The sequence below is a fragment of the Litorisediminivivens sp. KMU-197 genome (assembly GCF_056858395.1).
Genome location: NZ_JBXEQG010000005.1, coordinates 33,739 through 45,983, shown reverse-complemented (window position 1 = coordinate 45,983; position 12,245 = coordinate 33,739). Strand labels below are relative to the sequence as shown.

General features: G+C 65.0%; 11 protein-coding genes and 1 tRNA gene. 4 read left to right on the top strand and 8 right to left on the bottom strand.

Features of this window, described 5'->3' with window-relative positions:
• Window positions 1-22 precede the first annotated feature (22 nt).
• Entirely contained in the window at window positions 23-598 is a 576-nt protein-coding gene (locus AC04PT_RS12445) for a DUF6151 family protein (protein ID WP_482874023.1), read from the bottom strand.
• Window positions 599-730: 132 nt separating this feature from the next.
• On the opposite strand from AC04PT_RS12445, the gene AC04PT_RS12440 reads away from it, so the two are divergent.
• The 3 genes from AC04PT_RS12440 to AC04PT_RS12430 all read left to right on the top strand — a co-directional run bounded on the left by AC04PT_RS12440 (window position 731) and on the right by AC04PT_RS12430 (window position 4,887).
• The gene (locus AC04PT_RS12440) at window positions 731-2,689 is read left to right on the top strand and encodes a bifunctional 2',3'-cyclic-nucleotide 2'-phosphodiesterase/3'-nucleotidase (RefSeq protein ID WP_482874022.1); all 1,959 of its coding nucleotides are present in this window, start codon (window positions 731-733) and stop codon (window positions 2,687-2,689) included.
• An 81-nt stretch (window positions 2,690-2,770) separates the two neighbouring features.
• On the top strand, window positions 2,771-4,030 hold the full coding sequence (locus AC04PT_RS12435; protein WP_482874021.1) for a D-amino acid dehydrogenase: 1,260 nt from the start codon (window positions 2,771-2,773) through the stop codon (window positions 4,028-4,030).
• Between the two features lie 53 nt (window positions 4,031-4,083).
• Window positions 4,084-4,887, top strand: coding sequence for a Rossmann-like and DUF2520 domain-containing protein (locus AC04PT_RS12430; protein ID WP_482874020.1), 804 nt, complete (start codon window positions 4,084-4,086; stop codon window positions 4,885-4,887).
• Between the two features lie 4 nt (window positions 4,888-4,891).
• On the opposite strand, the gene AC04PT_RS12425 is transcribed toward AC04PT_RS12430, so the two are convergent.
• The 7 genes from AC04PT_RS12425 to AC04PT_RS12395 form a co-directional block, all read right to left on the bottom strand.
• Window positions 4,892-5,821 carry an AEC family transporter gene (locus AC04PT_RS12425; RefSeq protein ID WP_482874019.1) on the bottom strand — a complete coding sequence of 310 codons (930 nt, stop codon included), beginning with the start codon at window positions 5,819-5,821 and terminating at the stop codon, window positions 4,892-4,894.
• A gap of 76 nt (window positions 5,822-5,897) precedes the next feature.
• A complete protein-coding gene (locus tag AC04PT_RS12420) occupies window positions 5,898-6,698 on the bottom strand; it encodes an MBL fold metallo-hydrolase (RefSeq protein ID WP_482874018.1) in 801 nt (266 codons plus the stop codon).
• The gene (locus AC04PT_RS12415; protein WP_482874017.1) at window positions 6,695-7,495 is read right to left on the bottom strand and encodes a TatD family hydrolase; all 801 of its coding nucleotides are present in this window, start codon (window positions 7,493-7,495) and stop codon (window positions 6,695-6,697) included. The genes AC04PT_RS12420 and AC04PT_RS12415 overlap by 4 nt, the downstream gene beginning before the upstream one ends.
• A gap of 8 nt (window positions 7,496-7,503) precedes the next feature.
• Window positions 7,504-8,637, bottom strand: coding sequence for a DNA polymerase III subunit delta' (locus AC04PT_RS12410; RefSeq protein WP_482874016.1), 1,134 nt, complete (start codon window positions 8,635-8,637; stop codon window positions 7,504-7,506).
• Window positions 8,638-8,757: 120 nt separating this feature from the next.
• A complete protein-coding gene (tmk, locus tag AC04PT_RS12405) occupies window positions 8,758-9,372 on the bottom strand; it encodes a dTMP kinase (RefSeq protein ID WP_482874015.1) in 615 nt (204 codons plus the stop codon).
• Window positions 9,373-9,385: 13 nt separating this feature from the next.
• Window positions 9,386-10,558: a D-alanyl-D-alanine carboxypeptidase family protein gene (locus AC04PT_RS12400; RefSeq protein WP_482874014.1), complete on the bottom strand. Its 1,173-nt coding sequence runs from the start codon at window positions 10,556-10,558 to the stop codon at window positions 9,386-9,388.
• A gap of 43 nt (window positions 10,559-10,601) precedes the next feature.
• Window positions 10,602-11,540 (bottom strand): SPOR domain-containing protein, encoded by a 939-nt coding sequence (locus tag AC04PT_RS12395; protein ID WP_482874013.1) that lies wholly within the window; start codon window positions 11,538-11,540, stop codon window positions 10,602-10,604.
• Window positions 11,541-11,742: 202 nt separating this feature from the next.
• Here AC04PT_RS12395 and AC04PT_RS12390 point away from each other — a divergent pair.
• Window positions 11,743-11,832: transfer RNA gene (locus AC04PT_RS12390), tRNA-Ser, on the top strand.
• The last annotated feature ends 413 nt before the right edge of the window (window positions 11,833-12,245 follow it).

Below are 12,245 nucleotides of genomic sequence, written 5' to 3'. Positions count from 1 at the left end.
TTCTTCCCGCGCGGGGCACTTCTCAAGGCCGCGCCCGATTGCGTTCGGCCTTGCTGATCACCTGCGGCTCCGCCACCGGCTTCCAGTCGGGCGGCGTAAAGAAGGGCGTTTGCTGCCACCGCCCCGAGACACGCTCGGCCAACATGCCCGTTGCGAAGCGCCAGATCAGCAGGCCAAGCCCGCGATCCTTTGCTGGCTTTCCCGGTCCGTTGGCATAGACCGTGTTGACCTGCGCGCGCATCCGCCCCAGTGCCGTGTCATCGCCGCGATGACATGCCGTCAGAAGTGACACGAAGGGCAGCTTTGCCGAGCGCAGCGTATTGCACACCGGCGTCCGGCAGCACGCCGTATACCAGCGGCTCAATCCCTTCGGAGACAGCTTCATCAACGCCAGGTTCTCTGCCCCACGCGTGAACCGCACCTGCGATGGCATGACCTGAAGCAGCGCGGTCCCGCCGGCCGGGTCCAGAACATCCGACCCCAGATGCCGCGCGAAGGTCTGACAATCCGCACAATAGCACGTAACCCGGGTACCGGTTTTCGGCGCCTCGACCTGCCACTCGGTGGCTCCGCAGCTACAGGAAAACGTCTCTGTCATGCCATGGACGCTACCCTGCGCCGCGCCCCTCGGCAAGCAATGGCTTTCGCCCGACACACCCCCTTCGCAGAGCCGGATTACCGGTATACCATCACCGGACAAAGCCAACAAAAAGACAACCGGGAGACCCTCATGAGCTTCAAACTGTCCCGCCGCGGCTTTCTTGCCGGAACCGCCGGCCTGATCGCGCTGCATCCGTTCTCGCTGCGCGCCGCCGGCAATCAGGCGCACCTCAGGATCATGGAAACCACCGACCTGCATGTGCACGTCTTCCCCTACGATTATTACGCCGACAAGCCCAACGATACCGTGGGCCTCGCCCGAACCGCCGCCCTGATCGACAACGTCCGCGCCGAGGCCACCAATGCGCTGCTGATCGACAACGGTGACTTCCTGCAAGGCAATCCGATGGGCGACTACATCGCCTATGAGCGCGGCATGAATGAAGGCGACATGCACCCCGTCATTGAGGCGATGAACACGCTGGGCTTCGACGCCTCCACGCTGGGAAATCACGAATTCAACTACGGGCTGTCGTTCCTGCAAAAGTCCCTCGCCGGGGCCAACTTCCCTGTGGTCTGCGCAAACATCGCCACCAAGAAAGGCGCTAGCCCCACCGACGACGAAACCCTGCTGCCGCCATACGTCATCCTTGACCATCAGGTCACCGACGGCGCGGGCGAGACCCATGCCATCAAGGTGGGCCTGATCGGTTTCGTGCCGCCGCAGGTGATGAACTGGGATCGCCAGCATCTCGAGGGCAACGTGGAAGCCCGCGACATCGTCGAAACCGCCAAGGCCTGGGTGCCGCAGATGCGTGAGGAGGGCGCCGACATCGTGGTTGCCCTGTCGCACTCGGGCATCGGCGCGGCCGATCACACCGAGGGCATGGAGAACGCCTCGGTCCCGCTGGCCGCCGTCGACGGCATCGACGCCATCCTCACCGGCCACAACCACCTCGTGTTCCCGTCCTCCACCTTTGCCGATCTCCCCGGTCTCGACGTCGAGGCCGGCACCATCATGGGCAAACCCGCCGTCATGGGCGGTTTCTGGGGCTCGCACATGGGGCTGATTGACCTGATGCTGGAACGCGACGGAAGCGGCTGGCGCGTTGTGGCCCACACCTCCGAGGCGCGTCCGATCTACGATCGGGGCGAGGATCGCTCGATCACCCCCACCGTCGAAAGCGTCGATGCGGTCCTGCAATCCGTCCAGCAGGAGCACGACGAAACGCTGGCCTACGTCCGTCGCGCGGTGGGCAAAACTGATGCCGCGCTTCACAGCTATTTCGCGCTGGTCGCTGATGACCCCTCGGTGCAGATCGTGTCGAACGCACAGGAATGGTACATCGCGCAGATGATGCAGGGCACCGAGCACGAGGGCCTGCCGATCCTGTCGGCCGCCGCGCCTTTCAAGGCCGGGGGCCGGGGCGGGCCCGAGTATTACACCGACGTGCCGGAGGGCGATGTCGCGATCAAGAACGTCGCCGACCTTTACCTCTATCCCAACACCGTGCGCGCTGTGCGCATCACCGGCACGCAGGTGAAGGACTGGCTGGAACGCTCTGCCGGCATGTTCAACCAGATCGAGCCGGGGGCCAAGGATGCCACACTGCTCAATCCGGAGTTCCCGAGCTACAACTTCGATGTGATCGACGGCGTGACCTATCAGATCGACCTGAGCCAACCATCGAAGTACGGTCCCAAGGGTGCGCTGGAAAATGAAGGCGCCTCGCGCATCGTCAACCTTCAGTACGAAGGAAAACCAATTGATCCGGAACAGGAATTCATCGTCGCCACCAACAATTACCGGGCCGGCGGCGGCGGGAGCTTCCCCGGAGCCTCGCCCGAGACCACCGTCTTCGAGGCCCCCGATACCAACCGCGACGTGATCGTGCGCTACATCGTCGAGAAGGGCACAGTCAGCCCCCGCGCTGACGGCAATTGGTCCTTCGCGCCGATGGACGGCACCACGGTGATTTTCGAGACGGGGCCTGCCGGCGCGTCCTATGCCGACAGCGTTCCCGGCGTGACCATCGAAGAGGCGGGCCAATCCGATACCGGGTTTGCCCAGTTCCGCATCACGCTCTGAGGCAATAGGCTCAAACTGCGGGGTGGGTTTCAAGTTCACCCCGCGACTTTGAGATCCACGCTTCGCAAGGAGGAGTGCAGCATGAAAGTGGTCGTGATGGGCGCCGGCGTGATCGGCGTGACGACGGCATACTATCTTGCGCGCGGGGGAGCCGAGGTTACCGTGCTTGACCGGCAGGCCGGGCCGGGTCTGGAGACCAGCTATGCCAATGCGGGAGAACTCTCATACGGGATGACCTCGCCCTGGGCCGCGCCGGGGATCCCGCTAAAGGCACTGAAGTGGCTTTTCATGAAGCGCCGCCCGCTGTTCATCTGGCCGCTGATCAGCCCGACCATGTGGAAGTGGTCGCTGCAGATGATCGGCAATTGCAATGAAAAGAGCTACCGCATCAACAAGGGCCGGATGGTGCGCATCTCGAATTATTCGCGCGACGTGATGCCGGACCTGATCGCCGAGACCGGGATCGAATACGATGGGCGTGAGCAGGGGACACTGCAGCTCTTTCGGACCGAGAAGCAGCTGAAAGGGTCGAAGGCGGACCAGGAGATCCTGGCAGAGTACGGATCACCCTACGAGGTTCTCGATCGGGACGGATGTGTAGCGGTCGAGCCGGCGCTTGGCCTTGTGCGCGACAAGTTCGTCGGCGGCCTGCGCTTGACCGCTGACCGAACCGGCGATTGCCGGATGTTCACCGTCGCCTTGGCCGACACATGCGCCGAAATGGGTGTCGAGTTCCAGTATGGTCAGGCAATCCGGGCCATCGCCATCGAGAACGGCAAGGTCGCCGGTGTCGATACCGAGATCGCAGGCCGGATTACCGGCGATGCTTATGTCTGCGCGCTCGGCAGCTACGGACCGAGGGTCCTGAACCCAATCGGGGTCAAGCTGCCGGTCTACCCGGTCAAGGGATATTCGGTGACGTTGCCGGTGACCGAGGACGCCTGCGCCCCGCAATCGACGCTGATGGACGAGACCCACAAGGTTGCCATCACCCGGCTGGGCGACCGCATCCGCGTCGCCGGCACGGCCGAGATTGCGGGCTATTCCAAACGGCTCGGGCCGCATGCCACCGACACCGTACGTCATGTCATCGGAGATCTGTTTCCGAAGGGCGGCGACCTGTCCAAGGCCGAAGGCTGGACCGGCCTGCGCCCGATGACGCCTGACGGCACGCCGGTGCTTGGCCCGTCGCGCTATGAAAACCTCTATCTCAATACCGGGCACGGCACTCTGGGTTGGACCATGGCCTGCGGGTCGGGCCGCGCCGTGGCCGACGTGGTGCTGGGCCGGAAGCCCGAGATCGACATGGACGGGCTGACGGCAGAGCGGTACGCAGGCTGAGCAATCCGCTTTCCGGCAGACCGCCCCCGGGGCGCGGGGACAGGAGGCTGACAATGCGCATCAATCTGGTGGGGCCCGGCAAGGTCGGGCGATGTCTGCTGCGTCTGCTGGCGAAGACCGGCCATGAGATCGGCGAAGTCTGCGCCCGCAGTATCGGGGGCGCCCAGGATGCCGTGGATTTCGCCGGGGCCGGCACGCCGGTCGACAGCCTGACGGATATGCGCCCGGCAGACCTGTGGCTGCTGACAGTGCAGGACAGTCAGATCGAGCCGGTGGCCCGCGATCTCGCCGCGCTGGACCTGCCCGCCGCCACGGCGGTGCACTGCAGCGGTTTCCACGGATCCTCGGCCTTGTCGGCCCTGTCCGGTAGGGGGTGGCAGGTGGCCAGCATCCATCCCAACCTGTCGTTTGCCGATCCGGCCACCGCCGTCCGGCAGTTTCCGGGGTGTTATTGCGGTGTCGAGGGTGACGGGGACGCTGTGGCCGCGCTGTTTATAGGCCTCGGCGCGCAGGTCTTTCCGATCCGCAGCGAAGCGAAGGCGCTCTATCACGCGGCGGCGGTGTTTTCGAACAACTTCACCACGGTGCTGCAAGCGACGGCCGGCGAACTCTGGGCCGAGGCGGGGGTGCCCGATGACGTGGCCGGCGCCATCAATGACGCGCTTCTGCGCGGCACCGTCGACAACGTTCTGGCCAAGGGCGCGAGGGCAGCGCTCACCGGTCCGGCAGCGCGGGGTGACGCGGATGTGGTCACGTCACAGCACCGGCAGGTGGCAAACTGGAAACCGGAGGCGGGGGACGTCTATCGCCTTCTCAGCGACATGGCGGGGCGGTTAAAACGGGACGGTGTAACCTGAGCGTTCAGGGCAGGATCGTCAGCCAGACCCAGATCGTTGCAATCGACAGCGCGGTCGCGAACAGAACCGACGAGGCCGCGACACGCTTGGCCACGCCGTACATGTTCGCGAAGACATAGATGTTGATGCCCGGCGCCATGGATGCCGTCAGCACCGCAGACCGCATCTGTCCGGTGGACAGATCAAACGCGCGGGCCAGCGTGTAAGTGATAGTCGGATGCAGAATCAGCGATACGACGCAGACAAAACCGATGATGCGCAGGTCGCCCTCTGGCCGGTAGTGGAACATGACACCCCCCATACCGAAAAGCGCGCAGGGGATCGCTGACCGCACCAGCATGTCGAGCGCCTGCGTAGCGACGCCGGGCAATTCCATCCCGGTGACATTGACCAGGGCGCCCAGCATGATCCCGATCACCAGCGCGTTGCGGAACATCGCGGTCAGCACCTTTCGAGGAACCTGCCGCGCCGGCGTACCGCGGGCGCGGACGATTTCCATCGCAGTGATGCCGATGCCGTAGCAGATCGGTGAATGCAGCGCGACGATGGCAAAGTTCGGCCCCAGCGCGGGCGCGCCATAGGCGCTCTCGGTGATCGCCAATCCCAGCATCACCGAATTGGCGAAAAGGCAGCAGAACCCGATGGCGACCGAGTCCTCCCACGCCCGCTTGAACAGGTAGCGCCCCGCCAGCAATCCGAGCGCGAACCCGGTCAGAGAGCCGGTGTAGAAGCTCACCAACAGGTCCATGTCGAAGTTTGCACCGAGGTCCAGTTCCGAGATCGCCTTGAACAGCAGCGCCGGCACCGCGACCTTCTGCGTGAAGTCCATCAGCCCGTCGATGCCGACGGTACCGATCCAGCCGCGCCAGACCGACAGGTAGCCCGCGCCGATGACCAGAAATACCGGCAGGATGACATCAAGCAGCGCTTGCATCTTCAGACCTCTGCGTCAGCCGCACCGAAACAGAGCTTCGGCGGGAGTTCACTTGGCATGATACAGCTTTGGTGGTTCATGCAGGCAGGGTCAGCCGCATGAGGTCATAGGCCGGGGTGATATAGTCCGGCGTCTCGGCCACGAGCGTCGCATAGTCAAGATCGAAATGCATGTTGGTCAGCACCGCGCGCTTTGGCTGCGCCCGGTCGATCCAGCCCAGCGTCTTGTCGAGATGCGCGTGCGTCGGGTGCGGCTTGCGGCGCAGCGCGTCCACGATCCAGATATCGAGATCCTGCAGCATCGGCCAGGTCGCCTCGGGGATGTCGACCACGTCGGGCACATAGGCCATACCGCCGATGCGGAACCCCAGCGCGTCGATGGACCCGTGATCGACCTCGAAGGGGGTCAGGGTGACTGGGCCGCCGTCGCCGTCGACGATCACGTCGCCGTCGATGGTGTTGAGGTCGAGGATCGGCGGATAAGGCGAGCCCGCGGGCTGCACGAAGGCATAGCCGAACCGCGACAGAAGCGCGTCCTGCGTCGCCCCGTCGGCCCAGACTGGCAGCCGCGCGCGCATGTTGAAAACGATCATGCGCAGGTCGTCTATTCCGTGCACATGGTCGGCATGGGCGTGGGTATAGACCACTGCGTCCAGTTTGCCGGTGGCGGTGTCCAGAAGCTGGCTGCGCAGGTCCGGCGAAGTGTCGATCAGCACGGTGGTCGTGCCTTTTGCGCCGATGCGCTCGACCAGCAGCGAACAGCGGCGTCGACGGTTCTTCGGGTTCTCCGGGTCGCAGTCGCCCCAGAGGCCGGGCAGGCGCGGCACGCCGCCGGACGAGCCACAGCCGAGGATGGTGAAACGGTACTGGTCGCTCATGCCGGGGACCACGCGGCGGCCTTGGCGAAGAGCCGCTCGAAGTTGGCCTCGGTCTGGGCGGCGAAGTCGGCGTAGTCCATGCCGAAGGTCTCGGCAGCGCGCTTAGCGGTATGGGCGGTGTAGGCAGGCTCGTTACGCTTGCCCCGGCGTGGCGGGGGCGCGAGGTAGGGGGCGTCGGTCTCGACCAGTATGCGGTCTACCGGCGCGGCTGCGAAAATGGCCCGAAGTTCCTCACTGCGCGGGAAGGCCGTGATGCCCGACATCGATAGGTAGAAGCCCAGGTCGAGCGCGCGCTTCGCCAGTTCGGCACCCGAGGAAAAGCAGTGCATCACGCAAGGGTAGGGCGCATTGCGGTGCTCGGCTTCGAGTATTTCTGCCATGTCGTCGTCCGCCGCGCGGGCGTGGATGATCAGCGGCAGTTGGGTCTGCTGCGCGGCCTCGATGTGGATGCGCAGTGACTGCTTCTGAACCTCGGCACTGTCCGAGGTGTAATGGTAGTCCAGCCCGGTCTCGCCGATGCCCACGAATTTCGGATGCCGCGACAGGCGCACCAATTCGTCGACGCTGGTCATTGGTTCGCTGGCGGCGCTCAAGGGGTGGGTGCCGGCGGCGTAGAACACCGGGTCATGTGCCTCGGCCAGCGCACGCACTGCGGGTTCGTTCCTGAGCTTGGTACAGATGGTCACCATGCGATGCACGCCGGCCTCGGCGGCGCGTGCGATTAGCGCGTCACGTTCGCCGTCGAAGTCCGCGAAATCGAGGTGGGTGTGGCTGTCGGTGATCTTCGGAGTGCTCATGAACCGCCTCAGGCGGACCGCTCTGCCGCCGTTTTCTGGAGTTTGATCACGGTATCTAGGATGAGCGCGGCAGGGTCAAGATTGACCGCCCGGCCGTGGCGGCTTCGGGCCGCGATCTCCTGCCCGGTCTCGGCCCAGGCGCGGGCGGCGCGTTGGTCGGGACACAGGCGGGCGAAGGTCTCGGCCTCGCCTGGTGCGGCCTCGGGACCGGCCCGTCCGGTGGCCCCGGCGCGGGCGAGACGGATCAGCGCCAGGTCAATGAGCGAGAAGATGGTATTGACCCGATCTTCGTCTCCGCGCTTGGTCGCGGCTTCGGCCAGGGCCAGCATCCGCGCGCGGTCGAGCCGGGGCAGGCTGGCCAGCAGGGTGACGATCGTGGCGTAGAGCTTGGCGCCATCATTGAGCGACAGTCGCACCGCATCGCCCACCGATCCCGCCGAGAGCGCCGCCAGCGCCTGCGCCTCTTCGGGCGCGATACTGATGCCTGCCTGCTCGAGCGCGGCAGTCATTTCGTCGGGCGGCAGCGGGCGCAGGTGCAGCATCCGGCAGCGCGAACGGATGGTGGGCAGCAACGCCGAGGGCTGGTGGGTAACCAGCAGCAGCGTCGCACGGGCGGGGGGTTCTTCCAGCAGCTTCAGCAGCGCGTTGGCGGCCGAAGGGTTCATCTCGTCCACCGCGTCCACGATGACCACGCGCCAGCCCCCGTCGGCGGCCGAGAGCGTAAAGCGGGACTTGAGCTTGCGGACCTCGGCGATGGTGATCTCGGACCTGATGCGCTTCAGCTTGTCATCCCAGGGACGGACCAAGCGGAACAGCCCGGGCTCGGAGCCCGCCGCCATGCGCCGGGCGACCGGATGCTCGGGATCGACATCGAGGCTGTCGGGCGGGGGTGGGGCGCCGAACAGCCCGTCATCGGCCTGCCCGGGCGGATGGGCGATCAGATGGCGTGCGATGCGCCAAGCCAGCGTCGCCTTGCCCACGCCCTTGGGGCCGGCAATCATCCAGCCGTGGTGCAGACGGCCCGAGCCAAGGGCCTGCAGGAAGGCCTGCTCGGCGGCTTCCTGTCCGATCAGGCGCGCGGTGTCGCGTGGATGCGGTGCACCGTCGAGACGGTCTGGCTGGGGTTGGACGTCGTCGCTCATGAGCGCAGGTTTAGTGCGGGGGACGGACGGACGGAAGGGCAAATGGCGACGGGCCTTCGCCTGAACCACGCGGCGCACGGAAACGGGAATGCGCGGCAATACGGGGGTGCGTGCCTTCAATCAGTGGCGCGTGGCGCGGTCCACGATGTCGGCGACTTCCTGAGCCACGAGCGTCACGTCGCGCCCCCCGTTGATCACCCGGAACCGTGCGGCGAACTCCTCGGCAAGTGCGAGGAACCCAGCGCGCATCTTTTCCTGCAGCCCGGCGCCGAAATCCTCGAACCGTTCCTCAACGCCATTGCGCCCCTTGGCACGCGCCAGCCCGGTGGCCGGGTCCATGTCGATCAGCAGCGTCAGGTCCGGTTCGCGGCCGATCATCAGCGCATGCAGCTCGTCCACCAGCCCGCGCAGGTCACCGCGCGACAGGCCCTGATACATCCGCGTTGAATCGGCGAAGCGATCGCAGATCACGACTTTGCCGTCCTCGAGCGCGGGAAGGATTGTGCGTTCCAGATGATCGCGGCGGGCCGCGGTGAACAGCAGGATCTCGGTCTCGGCAGACCAGCGATCCGGATCGCCCTGCAACACCAACGCACGGATTTCCTCGGCTCCCGGCGAGCCGCCCGGCTCGCGCGTCAGTACAACCTCGCGGCCCCGGGATCTCAGATGATCGGCCAGCAGACGCGCCTGGGTGGACTTGCCCGACCCGTCGATGCCTTCGAAGGAAATGAACATCCGTGGCGAAGCGTCAGGAGGCCAAGCCAGGCACAGGCGCACCCCATTGCTTCAGCAAGACCTTCGCCGCGGTTGTCACACGGCTCATGAATCCGCCGGCGGCGATGTCACGATCCGCCACCAGCGGAACGCGCGACTCGGGGAGACCCTCAAGGGTGATGATCATCTCACCCAAGGCATCCCCCTTCGCAATCGGCGCCTCAATGGGCGAGTTGTAGACCACCTCTGCATTGACCTTCCCGCTGGCGAGGACCGGCACTAGCATCTCAATGTCCTTCTCCGGCACGAGTCCGACCTTGGCATCGGCACCCATCCAGACGTCGGCCTCGGCCACGACCTGACCTTCGGCGGCGACCTTCGATTGCGAGAAGTGACGGAAGGCCCAGTTGACGATCTGCTCGGACTCCTCGGCGCGGGTGCGTTCGCTGTCGAGCCCGGACAGCACGAAGACGATACGCCGGTCGCCCTGCTTGGCAGACCCCACGAGACCATACCCGGCCTCCTGAGTATGGCCGGTCTTGAGACCGTCTGCCCCGATCTCAAGATTCAGAAGCGGGTTTCGGTTGTTGACGTTCTGCGGTGCACGCCCGTCGAAGGTGAACTTGCGCTCGGCGAACATCGGATAGAACTCGGGGAAATCCTCGATGATTTTGCGCGCCAGCAGCGCCAGGTCGCGCGACGACATGCGGTGACCTGCGGCAGGCCAGCCGTTCGAGTTCATGAAGGTCGAATTGGTCATGCCCAGCTGCTGGGCGCGGCGCGTCATGTAGCGGGCGAAACCAGCCTCGGTGCCGTCGGGGCTCAGCGCTTCGGCGATCACCACGCAGGCATCATTGCCCGACAGGACGATGATACCGCGCAACAGGTCCTCGACACTGACCCGGTCGGTGGTGTCCAGGAACATGGTCGAGCCCTTGTAGGACATCGCATGACGAGAGACCGGGAGCTTTTCATTGAGGTCGAGACGGCCGTCGCGGATCGCCTCGAAGGCCATGTAGAGCGTCATCAGCTTTGACATCGACGCCGGCGGCAAGGGCGTGTCGGCATCCTTGGCCAGCAGCACGGTGCCGGTGGTCATGTCGACCACGAAGGCGGATTTGGCGCGGGTATCGAAGGTGGCGGCGGGCAGGGCGGTCGCCGCGGCCACGACGAGGGCGAAGAATGGGGCAGCAAGAAATCGGATCATGAGGTTCCCGGGTCTGGCAGATCAGGCCCCGAAGGAGGGGCGGTTAACTGGATACGGCATAAGCGTCGGTGAAGCCTGCGGCCTTGATGATCTTGAGAATTTCCGCGCGCTCGTCCGCAGAGGTCGCCGGTCCGACAACCACCCGCCAGAACGTCTTGCCCTGGCTCGATTGCTTCTTGACCGTGGGGATCAACCCTTTCGATCGCATGGTGGCGGCGGTGTTGTTTGCATTCTGCTCGACCGAGAAGATGCCGATTTGGAGGAACGGCTTGCTCAACGCCGAGCGCTGCGTTTTCGGCAGGGCAGGCTTGGGGGCGGGCGCAATTGACGCCGTTTCCACGGCAGGGGCAGGCATAGCGGCATCAGGCGCAGCCACGGATGCCGTCTCGATCGCGGCGGCGGCAGTGCTGGCCACACTGTCCAACTCGGTCTCAGTCACGTCATCCGGCACATCCAGGCTGACCTGCTGCAGGTTTTCGGAAGGCTCCGGTGTCTCCGGGGCTTTTTCGCGGCGCAGAGCGGTCACGTTCAGGTTGCCGGGCTGGCCCGCCAGGAGGTTCAGCGCCGCAGCGGCATCCGAAGACACCTGCAATCGTGGGCCGGGGTTTGCGCGTTCCTTGCGAAACAGCGCACCGATCACGAACTTGCCGTTGCTGGGGTTGCGGATGATGACCCGTTCGGGCTCGTCCACGTCGGGATGCGCGACCCAGACACCGCCGAGTGAGGGACGTCCGTCCCAAAGCCCGGCTTCCGTGACCTGAAACACTTCGGGCGCCTCGACATCGCGTTCGATCAGCTTGACCGATTGCGCTGCTCGGGTGACAGCGCCCCCACCGTCGCTTTGCGCCAGAAACGCCGGCATTTCGCCGTTCTCGCATGCGGCCAGCAGCCACAGCGCCGTGCCGGCCGCCAGCAGCCTTGCCGCGTGCCGTCCACGGTCGGCACGTCCTTGACCGCGCACGGAAATATTGTGATGTCCCATCGTCTTGCCCTTCTGCCTATCGTGCCCCTGTGATCGGGGCGTGCCGGTTTTCCGGTCTCTGACTGACTGCCTGCGCCGGTTCGCGCGCGTTCAGTCTAGCCGGAGAGGACCCGCAATGAAAGGCCCGCGCGCGGGGATCGGCGGAAATTGCGCATTCGATGCTTTGCAGAATCACTCGCACGGCGCTAACGAGGCGCGACTAGGAGGAGTGGCAGAGTGGTCGAATGCACCGGTCTTGAAAACCGGCGTGCGTGAAAGCGTACCGTGGGTTCGAATCCCACCTCCTCCGCCACGGTTGTTTCCGTTTTAATTCAACCTCTTAACTGCCGCCCGAATCGTGTTATTGGACCCGTTACTGGACCCGATCATGGGATTCGGGCTGGTAGGGCTGAGACTTTCCGCCAAATCCTCTTCGTCTCGAGCCGCTTCGTTTGCTGAGCTCGGCCTTCTTGCCAAGGAAAGCGGCCAAGGCGGCCTCCTGGTTCTTGCGCGCCTTCTCGGCGTGGAGTTGATGGCGGGGTGTGGTCTGCGGGTTCAGGCGGGGCATCGGGTGGGCTGCTCGGGCTGTGCCGTTTCGTTGGAGTGAGCTTCGCTCTGAAGGCGCGCACTATCCACGCTAACCGCAGCAATATCAGCGCTTTAAACGGCGCCTGAGAGCAATCTCATGTCATCGGCCAGCCAGCCCATCGGGGTGATTGCTAAGCT

Excerpts from the sequence above, each read along its gene's own strand:
- AC04PT_RS12445 (WP_482874023.1), bottom strand. The coding sequence starts at position 598 with ATGACAGAGACGTTTTCCTGTAGCTGCGGAGCCACCGAGTGGCAGGTC.
- AC04PT_RS12400 (WP_482874014.1), bottom strand. The coding sequence starts at position 10,558 with ATGATCCGATTTCTTGCTGCCCCATTCTTCGCCCTCGTCGTGGCCGCG.
- AC04PT_RS12435 (WP_482874021.1), top strand. The coding sequence starts at position 2,771 with ATGAAAGTGGTCGTGATGGGCGCCGGCGTGATCGGCGTGACGACGGCA.
- AC04PT_RS12415 (WP_482874017.1), bottom strand. The coding sequence starts at position 7,495 with ATGAGCACTCCGAAGATCACCGACAGCCACACCCACCTCGATTTCGCG.
- tmk (WP_482874015.1), bottom strand. The coding sequence starts at position 9,372 with ATGTTCATTTCCTTCGAAGGCATCGACGGGTCGGGCAAGTCCACCCAG.
- AC04PT_RS12395 (WP_482874013.1), bottom strand. The coding sequence starts at position 11,540 with ATGGGACATCACAATATTTCCGTGCGCGGTCAAGGACGTGCCGACCGT.
- AC04PT_RS12410 (WP_482874016.1), bottom strand. The coding sequence starts at position 8,637 with ATGAGCGACGACGTCCAACCCCAGCCAGACCGTCTCGACGGTGCACCG.
- AC04PT_RS12440 (WP_482874022.1), top strand. The coding sequence starts at position 731 with ATGAGCTTCAAACTGTCCCGCCGCGGCTTTCTTGCCGGAACCGCCGGC.
- AC04PT_RS12425 (WP_482874019.1), bottom strand. The coding sequence starts at position 5,821 with ATGCAAGCGCTGCTTGATGTCATCCTGCCGGTATTTCTGGTCATCGGC.
- AC04PT_RS12430 (WP_482874020.1), top strand. The coding sequence starts at position 4,084 with ATGCGCATCAATCTGGTGGGGCCCGGCAAGGTCGGGCGATGTCTGCTG.
- AC04PT_RS12420 (WP_482874018.1), bottom strand. The coding sequence starts at position 6,698 with ATGAGCGACCAGTACCGTTTCACCATCCTCGGCTGTGGCTCGTCCGGC.